Annotated in this window: 11 protein-coding genes and 1 pseudogene; 5 read left to right on the top strand and 7 right to left on the bottom strand. The window is 65.6% G+C overall.

Going from position 1 to position 13,646, the window contains the following annotated elements:
* Positions 1–35: 35 nt before the first annotated feature.
* Positions 36–2,081: a DNA mismatch repair endonuclease MutL gene (mutL, locus tag EAG14_RS05135; RefSeq protein WP_121728257.1), complete on the bottom strand. Its 2,046-nt coding sequence runs from the start codon at positions 2,079–2,081 to the stop codon at positions 36–38.
* 225 nt (positions 2,082–2,306) lie between these two features.
* Here mutL and EAG14_RS05140 point away from each other — a divergent pair, with 225 nt between their 5' ends.
* Entirely contained in the window at positions 2,307–2,957 is a 651-nt protein-coding gene (locus tag EAG14_RS05140; RefSeq protein ID WP_121728258.1) for a DedA family protein, read from the top strand.
* A gap of 77 nt (positions 2,958–3,034) precedes the next feature.
* On the opposite strand, the gene EAG14_RS05145 is transcribed toward EAG14_RS05140, so the two are convergent.
* From EAG14_RS05145 to tsaE, 3 genes are all read right to left on the bottom strand, one after another.
* Positions 3,035–3,274 (bottom strand): glycine zipper 2TM domain-containing protein, encoded by a 240-nt coding sequence (locus EAG14_RS05145; RefSeq protein WP_099658755.1) that lies wholly within the window; start codon positions 3,272–3,274, stop codon positions 3,035–3,037.
* Between the two features lie 186 nt (positions 3,275–3,460).
* The gene (locus EAG14_RS05150; protein WP_205603501.1) at positions 3,461–4,927 is read right to left on the bottom strand and encodes an N-acetylmuramoyl-L-alanine amidase; all 1,467 of its coding nucleotides are present in this window, start codon (positions 4,925–4,927) and stop codon (positions 3,461–3,463) included.
* Positions 4,924–5,484, bottom strand: coding sequence for a tRNA (adenosine(37)-N6)-threonylcarbamoyltransferase complex ATPase subunit type 1 TsaE (gene tsaE / locus EAG14_RS05155; RefSeq protein ID WP_121728260.1), 561 nt, complete (start codon positions 5,482–5,484; stop codon positions 4,924–4,926). The genes EAG14_RS05150 and tsaE overlap by 4 nt, the downstream gene beginning before the upstream one ends.
* Before the next feature lie 12 nt (positions 5,485–5,496).
* On the opposite strand from tsaE, the gene queG reads away from it, so the two are divergent.
* On the top strand, positions 5,497–6,558 hold the full coding sequence (queG, locus tag EAG14_RS05160; protein ID WP_121728261.1) for a tRNA epoxyqueuosine(34) reductase QueG: 1,062 nt from the start codon (positions 5,497–5,499) through the stop codon (positions 6,556–6,558).
* 116 nt (positions 6,559–6,674) lie between these two features.
* Here queG and EAG14_RS05165 read toward each other — a convergent pair whose 3' ends face one another.
* Positions 6,675–7,580, bottom strand: a complete 906-nt coding sequence (locus EAG14_RS05165; RefSeq protein WP_121728262.1) for an AEC family transporter — start codon at positions 7,578–7,580, stop codon at positions 6,675–6,677.
* 152 nt (positions 7,581–7,732) lie between these two features.
* Between EAG14_RS05165 and EAG14_RS05170 the strand changes: the two genes are divergently transcribed.
* The 3 genes from EAG14_RS05170 to EAG14_RS05180 all read left to right on the top strand — a co-directional run bounded on the left by EAG14_RS05170 (position 7,733) and on the right by EAG14_RS05180 (position 10,872).
* A complete protein-coding gene (locus EAG14_RS05170; protein ID WP_121728263.1) occupies positions 7,733–8,695 on the top strand; it encodes a tripartite tricarboxylate transporter substrate binding protein BugE in 963 nt (320 codons plus the stop codon).
* Positions 8,696–8,954: 259 nt separating this feature from the next.
* On the top strand, positions 8,955–9,854 hold the full coding sequence (gene xerD, locus EAG14_RS05175) for a site-specific tyrosine recombinase XerD (RefSeq protein WP_121728264.1): 900 nt from the start codon (positions 8,955–8,957) through the stop codon (positions 9,852–9,854).
* 55 nt (positions 9,855–9,909) lie between these two features.
* Complete coding sequence (locus tag EAG14_RS05180; protein ID WP_121730309.1) at positions 9,910–10,872, top strand: tripartite tricarboxylate transporter substrate binding protein; 963 nt, start codon at positions 9,910–9,912, stop codon at positions 10,870–10,872.
* Between the two features lie 86 nt (positions 10,873–10,958).
* On the opposite strand, the pseudogene EAG14_RS05185 reads toward EAG14_RS05180, so the two are convergent.
* Positions 10,959–12,241 (bottom strand): annotated as a pseudogene (locus tag EAG14_RS05185) (EAL and HDOD domain-containing protein).
* 124 nt (positions 12,242–12,365) lie between these two features.
* Positions 12,366–13,634, bottom strand: coding sequence for an EAL and HDOD domain-containing protein (locus tag EAG14_RS05190; RefSeq protein ID WP_121728265.1), 1,269 nt, complete (start codon positions 13,632–13,634; stop codon positions 12,366–12,368).
* Positions 13,635–13,646: the final 12 nt, after the last annotated feature.

Below are 13,646 nucleotides of genomic sequence, written 5' to 3' on the forward strand. Positions count from 1 at the left end.
AACTGGTGCGGACAGGACTGCGCCGGTGCGCCGCCTCAGCGCCCGCGCAAAAACAGCCCGTCCAGCTCTTTCATCGACAACTGCCGCCAGGTGGGGCGGCCGTGGTTGCACTGGTCCGATCGGTCGGTGGTTTCCATCTGCCGCAGCAGGGCGTTCATCTCGTCCAGCGTGAGCTTGCGGTTGGCGCGCACGGCGCCGTGGCAGGCCATGGTGCCCAGGATTTCATTGCGGGCGCGTTGCACCACGGTGGTGGCGTCGTGTGCGGCCAGCTCGGCCAGCACGCTGCGGGCCAGCTCCACGGCATCACCCTGCGCCAGCGTGGTGGGCACGGCGCGTACGGCCAGGGTCTTGGGCGAGAAGGGCACCACCTCCAGCCCCAGCGTGGCCAGCACCTCGACAGACTCTTCGGCCGTGGCCACTTCCTGCGGCGTGGCGGCAAAGGTGGCGGGGATCAACAGCGGCTGGCTGGCAATGCGGGCGCCGCTGTCCACTTGAGATTTCAGGCGTTCGTAGACGATGCGCTCGTGGGCGGCGTGCATGTCCACAATCACCATGCCCTGGGCGTTCTCGGCCAGGATGTAGACGCCGTGCAGCTGCGCCACGGCGCGGCCCAGCGGCCAGGCAGATGCGTTGTCGCCGCGCTGCTCGGGCCACACCATGGCCTCGCTGGGGGACGCATCGCCTGAGGCATTGTTCACGGCCCCACCCGCTGAGCTGGGGGGCAGAGCCATTGAGGCTGCGGCGGTGCCATGGGCCGTGGCCTCGCCGGGCTGCACGGCCGCAGGCTGCGCCGAGGGCGCCCACAGACCGCCCAGCGCAGCATCTGGTGCCGCTGCTGGAGGGGTTTCGCGCGGCGCCCACAGGGCCTGCAGGTCTTGCACACGGTGGCCGCGTTCTTCAAATTTCATAGCTGCTTGCGCTTGCCAGGCGGGCGCTAGAGGCCTTTTTTGTTCTAAGTCTGCAGTGTGGGCCGCAGGTGCCGCACCTTCGCCAGCGGCTTGTGCGGCGTTGGCGGCTGCCAATGCCGCAGCGCGGGGCGCGGCCAGGGCGTTTTCCACTGCGTGGCGCACGGCCTGGTGCACCTCTCGGCTGTCCCGAAAGCGCACCTCGATCTTGGTGGGGTGCACGTTCACGTCCACGCGGGCGGGGTCGATCTCGACATACAGCGCGTAGATGGGCTGTTTGTGGCCATGCAGCACGTCCTCGTACGCGGCGCGGGCGGCGTGGGTGAGCACCTTGTCGCGCACAAAGCGGCCGTTCACGTAGCAGTACTGGTGGTCGGGCCGCGAGCGGGCGGCGTCGGGCAGGCCTGCGCGGCCAGTGACGGTGACGGGCCCCACGCGGTGCTGCACGGTGACGGACTGCTGCACAAAGTCTTCGCCCAGCACGTCTGAGAGGCGGCGGGCCAGCGCGTCTTGCGGGTTACCCTCGCCGGGCACAAAGGTGGCACGCCACTGCTCCACCAGCTTGCCCTCGTGCCAGATGGCAAAGCCCACATCGGGCCGTGCCAGCGCGTGGCGGCGCACCGATTCAATGCAGTGCGCCAGCTCGGTGGCGTCGGTCTTCAAGAACTTGCGGCGGGCGGGGGTGGAGAAGAACAGCTCTTTGACCTCAATGGTCGTGCCCTGGCTTCGGGCGGCTGGGCGCAGCTCGCCGCTGCGGGCGTCCAGCAAAAAGGCGCTGGCCTGCGTGGGCGGGCGCGAGAGCAGGGCCATCTCCGACACCGAGCTGATGGCCGCCAGCGCCTCGCCCCGAAAACCCATGGTGGCCACGGTTTCCAGGTCGTGCAGGTTGGTGATCTTGCTGGTGGCATGGCGGCGCAGCGCCACGGGCAGCTCTTCGGGCGGAATGCCCAGGCCGTCGTCCTCGACCGATATCAACCGCACCCCACCGGCCAGCAGCCGCACGGTGATTTGCGTGGCCCCGGCGTCCAGGGCGTTGTCCACCAGCTCGCGCACCACCGAGGCGGGGCGCTCCACCACTTCACCGGCCGCAATCTGGCTGATGAGTTCGTCGGGCAGGTCACGGATGGGACGGCGCGAGGCCAGGGGGGCGTCGGTGGTGGAGTCGGTTGGGTTCACCGGACGGATTTTAGGCGTCGCTCTGGTGGGGATTTGGTTACAGGGCGATAGCGATAATGCGCCCTGCTTTTTATTGAGCAGATTCTTAGAACTTGAAATATCCGTTCGGGTTGAGCTTGTCGAAACCTTGCGCAGTCGCTTCGACTGCTCTCAGTGAACAGTTCATTGGGATGCATGCTGAACCCAAAGCCCGCTCAACCCGCTCAAAGCCCTCAAGGCCAGCCCATGGAAATAGTGACCTTTCTGATCGACTTCATCCTGCACGTGGACAAGCACCTGGAGGCCTTTGTGCAGACCTACGGCATGTGGGTGTATGCGCTGCTGTTCCTGATCGTGTTTGTGGAGACCGGCGTGGTGGTGATGCCGTTTTTGCCGGGCGATTCGCTGCTGTTCATCGTGGGCGCACTGTGCGGCGCAGGGATGATGAGCTTTCCGCTGGCGTGTGCCGTGCTGGTGGCCGCCGCCATTTTGGGCGACCAGTGCAACTACTCCATCGGGCGTTACTTTGGCCCCAAGGTGTTCCAGTGGGAAGACTCGCGCTGGTTCAACCGCAAGGCGTTTGACCAGGCCCACGCGTTTTATGAACGCTATGGCGGCATCACCATCGTGATCGCGCGCTTCATGCCCTTTATCCGCACGTTTGCGCCTTTTGTGGCGGGCGTGGCCGAGATGGGCCGTGCCAAGTTCACGGCCTTCAATGTGGGCGGCGCGCTGCTGTGGGTGCTGGGCATTGCCACGGCGGGCTACTTCTTCGGCAACTTTGCCTGGGTGAAGGAGAACCTGGACAAGATCATCTGGGCGATGATTTTTGTGCCTGGACTGATTGCCATCTTTGGTGCCTGGCGTGCGGGCCGCACATCCAAGGCAACGGTCTGATTGATTTTGCTATCAATTGAATAGCTGCTAGCGCTTTCTAATCAAGAGCTAGCAGCTATTTTTTAGATTTTTTGGGATCAGCGGCGTCTTTGGCGCTGGTCCTTGTCTTCCCCAATCTCATGGCCCACCAGGGCGCCCGCTGCGGCCCCGCCAATGGTGCCCAGGGGGCCGCCCAGCAGCACATGGCCTGCCACGCCGCCTGCGGCTGCCCCTACGCCGGTGCCGATTTGTGCATTGGTGGGGTTCGATGCGCAGCCGCCCAGGGCCAGGGCGGCGGTGAGGGCGGTCAGCCCGATCCAGTGACGAGATTGCAGCATGGTGTGCTCCTTTGGCATGGGGTTGGGTGAGAACCTTTTTCTTGAGCCGCTGCGGTGCAGCAGCCCATGCCTAGACTGTGGCGCAGGCACGGCGTTTGCCGCGTCGGCCAACGGAATGGGAGCTTGTAGGAAGACAGGCCTGAAGCGCGACAGGCTCCTCAGGCTGTGCCCCCAGGCCAGGGAGCGTTACACCGACCGGCTGCGCGCCAGCGGCGGGTTCTTGGCGAAGTAGCGGGTGATGCCGCGCATGAGCGCATCCGCCAGCTCCTGCTGGTAGGTGCTGCTGCGCAGGCGGGCCTCTTCTTCGGGGTTGCTGATGAAGGCGGTCTCCACCAGCACGCTGGGAATGTCGGGGGCCTTGAGCACGGCAAACCCGGCTTGCTCCACGCGGGGCTTGTGCAGCTTGCCGATGTTGCCAATCTCACCCAGCAGCACGGTGCCGAGCTTGAGGCTGTCGTTGATCTGCGCGGTGGTGCTCATGTCCAGCAGGGCGCGTTGCACATGCTGGTCTTTGCTTTGCACGTTCAGCCCGCCCACCAGGTCGGCCTGGTTTTCTTTGTTGGCGAGCCAGCGGGCGGCGGTGCTCGATGCCCCGCTTTGGCTCAGCGCAAACACGCTGGCGCCGCGTGCGGCCGGGGTGGTGAAGGCATCGGCGTGGATGCTGACGAACAGGTCGGCCTGCACGCGGCGGGCTTTTTCCACCCGCGTGCCCAGGGGCACGAAGAAGTCGCCGTCGCGGGTGAGGAATGCGCGCATGGGGTTGCCGCCCACGGTGGTGGCGTTGATGCGGTCGCGCAGCAGGTGGGCCACGCGCAGCACCACGTCTTTTTCACGTGTGCCTGCGGGGCCGATGGCGCCGGGGTCTTCGCCGCCGTGGCCGGGGTCCAGCGCCACGATGATGATGCGGTCGGTCTGCGTGGCCGTGGCGCGCCCGCCAGCGCGGTTGGTCGCGACGCTGGAAGGGGCGGGGGCTGCGGCGGTGGTGGTCGCAGGCTCGGCAGGAGAGGGCGCTGCGCTGGGGCCGGGGCGGTTGCTGCGCTGTGCGATCAGGTCGCCCAGCGGGTCGGCGGGCTCTGCCGCCTTGGCAGGCGCTGGCGCAGGTGCTGCGGCGGTCTTGTCGCCGCCGTGGCCTGGGGTGCCCGCGTCGCGCAGCCGCTCGGCAATCAGCGCTTCCAGTGGGTCCACGGGCTCTGCGGGGTACAGGTCAAACACCAGGCGGTGCTGGTAGGCCGCAATGGGCGGCAGGGTGAACACCTGGGGCTGCGCGGCCTGCTTCAAATCGACCACCAGGCGCACCACGCCAGGGGCGTTCTGGCCCACGCGGATGCCCGCGATGTTCGGGTCGTCGGGCTTGACCTTGGCCACCAGCTCGCGCAGCTCGGGGCTCAGGTCAATGCCTTCAATGTCCACCGCCAGGCGCGGCGGGGTGGTCACAAAGAACTGCTTGGCCACCAGCTTGGTGTCCGATTCGATGGTGACGCGCGAATACTCGGGCGCGGGCCACACGCGCACCGCCACGATGGTGGCGCCGCGCGCAATCTGCTGGGTGCCCAGCAGCAGCACCAGGCTGCCCGCCTGCAGCAGGTGGCGGCGGTTGGGGGTGTAGGCGTTGTCCGTCTTGGCGGGGTGGTCCATGCTTGCGTCAGCGGTCATGCGCTCGGTCCTTGGCTCCGTCCTGGGCTGCTGCCTTGGCTGCATCCGTGGGTCAGGCCTTGCACCAGGCTGCGCCCGGTGGCGGTGCCTGCGTGCAGGGTGACTTTCCTTTCGGTCTCGTCCATTGCTTCAATGGTGATAGCAAGGTCCGCAGTCGGGGTCAGCGCTGCAGCCTTTTCAGGCCATTCTGCCAGCTTGAGGCCCGGGCTGGCAAAGATGTCTCTGAACCCCGCGTCTTCCCACTCGCGCGGGTCGTCAAAGCGGTAGAAGTCAAAGTGCCAGATGGCCAGCTGCGCTGTCTCGTGGGGTTCCACCACGGCGTAGGTGGGGCTTTTGATGCGGCCTTGCACGCCCAGGGCGCGCAGCAGGTGGCGCACCAGCGTGGTCTTGCCTGCGCCCAGGTCGCCGTGCAGGGTGACGAAGGCATGGGCCAGCGCAGGCTGCGCGGCCAGCTGCTGGGCCCAGGCGGCGGTGTCTTCTTCGCTGCGCCAAACGAATGTGGCTGGGCCAGGGCTGGGGCTTTCTACAATCTGGCCGGTATGTGGTGCAACAGTCAACTCGTTCCTCAAATGCAGGAGTGGGCCCGCGAGCTGGGATTTTCCCAAATCGGCGTGGCGGGGGTGGATTTGTCCGCGTCAGAGCCTGGGTTGATGCAATGGCTGGCGCAAGGGTTCCATGGTGACATGCATTACATGGCCGCACATGGCTTAAAGCGTGCGAGGCCCGCAGAGCTGGTGCCCGGCACCGTGAGCGTGATCACCGCGCGCATGGACTACCTGCCCCAGGGGCGCGACCACAACCCGGCCGTGGCCCAGGCGGGCGGCTGGCAGGCGATGGAGTTGCAGCGCCTGCAGCAGCCCGGTGAGGGCATTGTCTCGATGTACGCCAGGGGGCGCGATTATCACAAGGTATTGCGTGCCCGGCTGCAAAAGCTGAGCGACCGCATCGCTGAGGCCGTGGGCCCGTTCGGCCACCGCGTGTTCACCGACTCAGCCCCCGTGCTGGAGGCCGAGCTGGCCGCCCGCAGCGGCCAGGGCTGGCGCGGCAAGCACACGCTGGTGCTCAACCGCGAAGCGGGCTCGACCTTCTTTCTGGGCGAGATCTATGTGGACATGCCTTTGCCCGCCACAGAGCCCGTCAGCGCCCACTGCGGCAGTTGCAGCGCTTGCATCGATGCCTGCCCCACGCAGGCCATCGTGGCGCCGCACCGGGTGGATGCGCGGCGTTGCATTTCGTACCTGACCATCGAACACGCGGGCGCCATCCCGCTGGAGCTGCGCCCGCTCATGGGCAACCGCATCTATGGCTGTGACGACTGCCAGCTGGTGTGCCCGTGGAACAAGTTCGCCCAGGTCAGCCGCCTGCCCGATTTTGACGAGCGCAAGGGCCTGTCGGGCCAGCAACTGGTGCACCTGTTTGCTTGGGACGAGCCCACCTTTTTGCGCCTGACCGAGGGCGGCCCCATTCGCCGCATTGGCCACGAGCGTTGGCTGCGCAACGTGGCCGTGGCCCTGGGCAATGCCCTGCGCCAGACCGGGGCGGAAGACCTGCGTGCCGCCCTGGCGCTGCGCGCGCAAGACCCCAGCGCGCTGGTGCGCGAGCATGTGGCCTGGGCGCTGGCGCAGGCGTGATGTCAAATTTTTTTAAGTGTTTTATGCCTCTAGCGCTTATCTAATAAGCGCTAGCAGCTATCAAATAAGTAGCGTTTTGCGCTGGGGCTGCCGATGGGCCCCGCGCCGCTGCGGGTTCAGCGCAAAAAGCCCAGCGCAAACGGCAGGCTCACCACCCCCAGCACGGTCGACAGCGTGACCAGCCCCGCCACATACGGCCCGTTGTAGCCCATGCGGGCGGCCAGCACATAGCAGGTGGACGCTGTGGGCAGGGCCGAGAAGGCCAGCAGCACCGTGGTCTGCACAGCGTTGAGGCCAAACAGCAGCGCCAGGCCCCAGGCGATCAGCGGCTGCAGCCAATGCCGGATGGCCAGCACCGAGGCTGTGAGCACCTTGCCCCGGCTGAGCAGGCCAAACTGCATGCCCGCACCCGCCGCCATCAAGCCCAGCGCGAGTGACGCTGCGCTGATGCGGCTCACCGTGGGCTCCAGCCAGCCGGGGATGCGAAACCCCAGCAAATTGGCCACCAGCCCCGAGGCCGTGGCGAGGATGAGCGGGTTGCGCAGCAGCTCGCGCACAAAGCCCTGGCCACCATGGCGCGCCATGGGCCACACGGCGGCCACGTTGAACAGCGGCACGCACACGCCAATGAGCACCGCAATCATCAGCAGGCCCTGCGTGCCCGCCAGCCGCTCGGCAATCGCCAGGCCAATGAAAGAGTTGAAGCGAAACGCAATCTGCGCGCTGGCCGCGTGGTCGCGCTGGTCGACGAAGCGGCCCAGCCAGGGCCAGTGGGGCAGCGAATACGCCAGCGCAATGCCTGCCACGCCCGACAGCAGCCCCGCCGCGATCAGGCTGGAGGCCGCGCCCACATCGATGGGGCTTTTGACGATGGACTGGAACAGCAGCACCGGAAACAGCAGGTAGTACACCAGGCTCTCTACCGGCTGCCAGATGGAGCGATTGAGGGCGGTGTACCTGCACAGCAGGTAGCCAAACAGGATGAGCGAAAAATCGGGGATCAGGAGCTGGGCGTAGTTCACGTTTCGAGAATAACTGAAGCCGCCTGCGCCCGTGGGCGGCAGGCAGCGTGGCCGTCAGATGGCTCGGGCGCTTGTGCGTAATCCCCAGGCGGTGGGGGGATTCATTGCGCATAACATCGCAGGTGTTTGAAAACCTCACAAAGGAGCATGCAATGAACCGTCGCCACTGGATGGCCCTGGCGCTGGCCGCTGCCGCAGGATCTGCCGCAGCGCAAGGCTACCCCAACAAGATCATCAAGCTGCAGGTGCCCTTCGCCCCCGGCGGCACCACCGACATCATTGCCCGCGTGATCGCTGACCCGCTGGGCAAGGCCCTGGGCCAGAGCGTCATCGTGGAAAACAAGGCGGGTGGCGGCGGCATCGTGGGTGCCAACGAAACGGCCAAGTCGGCCCCTGATGGCTACACCCTGGGCATTGCCACGGTGTCGACCACGGCCGCCAATCCGGCCATCAACCCCAAGACGCCCTACAACCCGCTGACCGACTTCACCCCCATCGTGAACATCGCGGCCACGCCCAACATCATTGCGGTGCACCCCAGCTTTCCGGCCAAGGACTACAAGGCCTTCATTGCCGAGCTGAAGAAATCGGCAGGCAAGTATTCGTACTCTTCGTCGGGCACCGGGGGCATTGGCCACTTGCAGATGGAGCTGTACAAGAGCCTGACCAACACCTTCGTGACGCACATTCCCTACCGCGGCGCAGGCCCGGCCTTGAACGACACGGTGGCGGGCCAGGTGCCCATGATTTTTGACAACCTGCCCTCCGCGCTGCCCTTCATCAAGGAAAACCGCCTGGTGCCCATCGTGGTGGCCGCGCCCCAGCGCGTGGCAGCCTTGCCCAATGTGCCGACCTTCAAGGAAGTGGGGCTGGAGCCAGTGAACCGCATGGCCTACTACGGCATCCTGGGCCCCAAGGGCTTGCCCAAGGAAGTGGTGGACAAGGTGAATGCCGCCGTGCGCAAGGCGCTGGAAGACCCGGCCGTGCGAAAGCGCATCGAAGACACCGGCTCTTTGGTGGTGGGCAACACGCCAGAGCAGTTTGCCGAGCAAATCAAGGCCGAGTACAGCGTGTACAAGGAAGTGGTTGCCAAGCAGAAGCTGACGCTCGACTGATCGGCCTGATGGGTCCTCTTCTACAAAGCCGCGCTGGCCATGCCTGCGCGGCTTTTTTCATGGGAGAGGGATGTCCTGCATAACTCCCTGCGGACGGTGACAGCACGGCTTCGGGCGGTCCACTGCGTTGCTTTTCTCGCCAATAGCTCGGCTATTGGCTGCAAAAAGACGCCTTGTGGCCCATCCCGAACCGCGCTATCACCGCCTCGCGAGGGTTATGCAGGACATCCCTTGCCGCTTCGCGTGCTATCGTTTTCAGATGCTTGACGACAGCCTGAGTGCCATCGATACCTTTGTGGACGCCCTATGGCTGGAAGACGGCCTTTCGCGCAACACCCTGGCGGCCTACCGCCGCGACCTGACGCTGTACGCCCAATGGCTGGCGCAGCAGCAGCCCCCGCTGGCGCTGGACGCTACCGAAGAGGCGCACCTGAACGGCTACTTTGCCGCGCGCCACGAGCAGACGCGGGCCACCTCGGCCAACCGGCGGCTCACGGTGCTGCGCCGGTACTTTCACTGGGCGCTGCGCGAGCGGCGCATCACCCAAGACCCCACACTGCGTCTGCAGGCCGCCCGCCAGCCCCTGCGGGTGCCCAAGACCTTGTCGCAAGCGCATGTGGAGGCGCTGCTGAACGCCCCCGACCTGGGCAACCCCCTGGGCCTGCGCGACCGCACCATGCTGGAGCTGATGTACGCCAGCGGCCTGCGCGTGACAGAGCTGGTGACGCTCAAGACCTTTCAACTGGGGCTCAACGAAGGTGTGCTGCGCGTGATGGGCAAGGGCAGCAAAGAGCGGCTGGTGCCCTTTGGTGAAGAAGCACGCAGCTGGCTGCAGCGCTACCTGCACGAGGCGCGTGGCGCCATTCTGGGCGGGCAGCAGACCGAAGACCTGTTTGTGACCCAGCGCGGCGAGGGCATGACCCGCGTGATGTTCTGGGTGATCGTCAAAAAGTGGGCGCAGGTGGCGGGCATCACCGTGCCGCTGTCGCCGCACACGCTGCGCCACGCGTTTGCCACCCACTTGCTCAACCACGGCGCCGATTTGCGGGTGGTGCAGCTGCTGCTGGGGCATGCCGATATTTCGACCACCACCATCTACACCCATGTGGCACGTGAGCGCCTCAAGGCGCTGCATGCGCAGCACCATCCGCGCGGCTGAGCGTGTGGCGCTGCCTGCGGTGTTTCTCGTTTTCTCTTCCTCTATTTCTCTGACCATGAAAAAACTGTTGACGGGCCTTTTTCTTCTGGGTGCCTGCACCTGGGCTGCGGCCCAGGCCTGGCCCACTGCCAAACCCATTCGCATCGTGGTGGCCTACCCCGCAGGGGGCGTGAGCGACAACGTGGCGCGTGCCCTGGCCGACAAACTGGCGGCGCAATTGGGCACGCCCGTGGTGATCGAAAACAAGGCCGGTGCCAGCGGTAGCCTGGGCATGGACGCGGTGGCCAAGGCCGCGCCAGACGGCTACACACTGGGTTTTGCGGCCGTGAGCCCGCTGGCGCTGAACCCGCACCTGGGCAAGTCGCCGTTTGATCCGCAAAAGGACATTGCCCCGGTGGTGAGCGTGATGTATTCGCCCGTGCTGCTGCTGGGCACCTCTGCCAGCAAGGCGGTTGATTTCAATGCCCTGGTGGCCGCAGCGCGGGCACAGCCGGGCAGTGTGCGCTGGGCTACTTCGGGCCAGGCGTCCCTTGGGCACATCATGCTGGAGCAAATTCAGGCCGTGGCCAAGGTGCAGATCACGCACATCCCCTACAAGGGCGGTGGCCAGCAGATGAACGATGCGCTGGGCGGGCAGTTTGAAGTGCTCTCCACCAACGCGGGCCCGGCGGTGCTGCAACACATCAAGGCAGGCAAGCTCAAGCCGCTGGCGGTGGGCGCGCCTGCACGGCTGGATTCGCTGCCCGATGTGCCCACCCTGGCGGAGCTGAAGCACCCGGCGGCCAACCTGTCCTCGTTGTTTGGCATTTTTGCCCCGGCGCAGACCCCTGCTGCCGTGGTGGCGCGCCTGAATGCAGAGGTGAACAAGGCCCTGGCCCAGACGGACCTGCGCGCCAAGCTGGACGCGACCGACAACGTGCCCACCGGCGGCACCACCGCCGACTTTGCCCGCCAGATTGCGCAGGAGTCAGAGAACAACGCCCGCATCATCCGCGCGGCGCGCATCCAGGGGGACTGAGCCGGGCCGATGCACTGAGCGCGATGTAAAAAGGGCTCCACCATGGGAGCCCTTTTTGACGGGGTCATCGGTATGCCGACGACCGCTCAGTCCATGCTCAGGCTTTCGGCCCAGGTCAGGGCTTGCAAGTGAGCCCAGTTCACTTGGCGGTTGGACAGGTGCAGCTCGTCGGCCATCTTGGCAAACATGGCGTCGTCGCCGCTTTCGCAGGCCTTGGTCAGTGCCAGGAACGGTGCAAACACGCCAGTGCCGTGCAGCAGCGCATCGGTCACGGGCTGGGGCAGGGCCACCGATTCCAGGGCTTTCTCCATCGTGACGTTGAGCATCGAGTCCAGCAGCGAGAAAACACCCACCACGAAGGCGTTGTCGCACTCTTCGGGGGCAGCATTTCGGCGGCCAGCAGCTCCATCAGGCGCCCGCGCACCACGGCGGTCTGGCCCACGGCGGGTGGGGCTCCATCGCGTGACGTGGTCATGAGCAGCGCCGCCCAGCGGAACAGCTTTTTCAGGCCCAGGATCATCACGGCGTGGCGGAAGGAGGTCACCTCACACGACAAGCCAAAGCCCGACGAATTGATGAAGCGCAGCAGGTTGAAGGACAGCGTGGGGTCCTTCTTGAGCAGGTCTTCGATCTCGCTCGTGTCGGCCTGTTTGCGCACCAGGTTGATGAGCTGGATGATGGTGGCCTGCGAGGGGCGGATGGTGGTGGCCTTGACCAGCGAAGGCTTGGCAAACCAGAAGCCCTGGAACAGTTTCACGCCCAGGTCGGACATGAGCTTGAACTGCTCGGCCGTCTCCACTTTTTCGGCCACCAGCTTGGCTTTGGCGAATTGGCTTGCAAACTTCACCAGCGGGCCTGCCAGCTCGGGCTTGAAGGCCTGCAAGTCCAGCTTAATGAAGGAGGCCAGAGGCATCCAACTGGCGTAAGGCTTGCGCAGCGCATTCTGGTTCAGCGCCAGGCGAAAGCCGCGCTCGCACAGCGCCTGCAGTGCGGGCACGCGCTGATCGATCTGCTCTTGGGTGGCCGTGTCGGGCAGGGGAGGCACTTCCAGCACCACCTTCTCGGGGTGGATCAGCTCCAGGTGGCCGCCAGCCAGGCTCTCGTGCGTGCAGTTGATGAACACGGTTTTCTTGCCCACCAGCGCCTCAGTGCCCGCGTAGGACAGGGCGTTGAAGAGCAGCGCTGCATCGCTGGCTGCTGTGTGGGCGTCTGCGGCGGTAGAGCGGTCAAACAGCTCGTAGCCATAGACCATGCGGTTGTGGTCCACGATGGCCTGACGGGCAATGATCGCCAGGTTGCTGGCATCAACGTCTTCCTGTGGGGCTGCGGTCTCGACGTCGGGGGTGTCTTGGTCTGGGGTACTCGACATGGTGCGGCTAAAGAATGGGTTGAGCGAAGCGCTTCACAAGATTCTAGGGCCTGCCGGGCCGGCCCATGCGCCTGTGGCCGTGCCAGGTGGCGCAGCGCACACACCCGAGCGCATGGCGCGTCCCTCAGTCGGCCATCTGATCGGCCCAGGCCAGTGCCTGCAGGTGGGCCAGGTTGATTTGCTGGCTGGTGAGGTGCAGGGTGCCCGCCGCCTTGTGGAACACCGCGTCGTCGCTGGATTCACAGGCTTCGGCCAGGGTCAGCAGATCGCCCAGCACGCCCTCGCGGCGCAACAGGGCTGCGGCCACGGCATCGGGCACGGTCAGCAGGCCCAGGGCCGATTCCATGGGGATGGAGAGCATCACATCCAGCAGCGAGAAGATGCCCACCACGAAGGCCTGATCGGCTTCTTCCGCAGGCATGCTCTCCAGGGCCAGCAATTCCATCAAGCGGCCGCGCACCACGGCCGTTTGGCCCACCGACGAGGGTGCGCCGCCCGTGCGTGCAGCAGTGAGCAGCAGCGCCGCCCAGCGGAACAGTTTTTTGAGCCCCAGCAGCATGACGGCCTGGCGAAAGGAGGTGATCTCGCGGTTCAGCCCAAAGCCTGCGGAGTTGATCAGGCGCATCAGGTTGAAGGCCAGGCCTGCGTCTTTCTTCAGCACCTCTTCGATGTCGTCGGTGCTGGCCTGTTTGCGCACCAGGTTGATGAGTTGCACGATGCTGGTCTGCGCGGGGGACAGCAGCTTGGTCTCGACCAGCGAGGGGCGCGCAAACCAGTAGCCCTGGAACAGCTGCACGCCCTGGCTGGAGACCATGTCGTACTGCTGCGCGGTCTCCACTTTCTCCGCAATCAGCTCGGCCTGGGTGTGGCGGGCCGCGTAACGGATGAGCACCGTCAGCTGGTCCGCTGCCAGCACCGACAAGTCCAGCTTGATGTAGTCCGCCAGGGGCAGCCAGGCCGCGTAGGCCGATTCGAGCACGGTGTGGTTGAACGCGAGATGGAAACCGCGTTCGCGCAGGCCCATCAGGATGGGCAGGCGGGTTTCCACTTCCTGTGCCGCAGCATGGCCCAGGGGGGGGATCTCCAGCACGACCTTGTCAGGGTCCAGCAATTCCAGGTGGCCGCCCGAGAGGCTCTCGTGCGTGCAGTTCACAAAAATCAGCTTCTTGCCCACCAGCTCTTCGGTGCCTGCGTGCGACAGCGCTGTGAACACCAGGGTGACGTCTGTGGCCGCCGTGTGCCCAATGCCCGTGCGTGATCGGTTGAACAGCTCATAGCCAATGACCGCTTGCTGCGCATTGACGATGGCCTGGCGAGCAATCATGGCCACAGCGGATTGCCCCGGTGTGGCGCTTGCAGGGTAGGCTGCTGCAGGGGCTGGTGTGTTGGACATGGTGAGTTACTC

This window comes from Acidovorax sp. 1608163 (assembly GCF_003669015.1).
Classification (GTDB): domain Bacteria; phylum Pseudomonadota; class Gammaproteobacteria; order Burkholderiales; family Burkholderiaceae_C; genus Acidovorax.

Bases quoted from the DNA above. Each gene is read 5' to 3' on its own strand.
- xerD (WP_121728264.1), top strand. From the start codon at position 8,955: ATGCTTGACGACAGCCTGAGTGCCATCGATACCTTTGTGGACGCCCTA.
- EAG14_RS05150 (WP_205603501.1), bottom strand. From the start codon at position 4,927: ATGACCGCTGACGCAAGCATGGACCACCCCGCCAAGACGGACAACGCC.
- EAG14_RS05190 (WP_121728265.1), bottom strand. From the start codon at position 13,634: ATGTCCAACACACCAGCCCCTGCAGCAGCCTACCCTGCAAGCGCCACA.
- EAG14_RS05180 (WP_121730309.1), top strand. From the start codon at position 9,910: ATGAAAAAACTGTTGACGGGCCTTTTTCTTCTGGGTGCCTGCACCTGG.
- queG (WP_121728261.1), top strand. From the start codon at position 5,497: ATGCAGGAGTGGGCCCGCGAGCTGGGATTTTCCCAAATCGGCGTGGCG.
- EAG14_RS05145 (WP_099658755.1), bottom strand. From the start codon at position 3,274: ATGCTGCAATCTCGTCACTGGATCGGGCTGACCGCCCTCACCGCCGCC.
- EAG14_RS05170 (WP_121728263.1), top strand. From the start codon at position 7,733: ATGAACCGTCGCCACTGGATGGCCCTGGCGCTGGCCGCTGCCGCAGGA.
- EAG14_RS05140 (WP_121728258.1), top strand. From the start codon at position 2,307: ATGGAAATAGTGACCTTTCTGATCGACTTCATCCTGCACGTGGACAAG.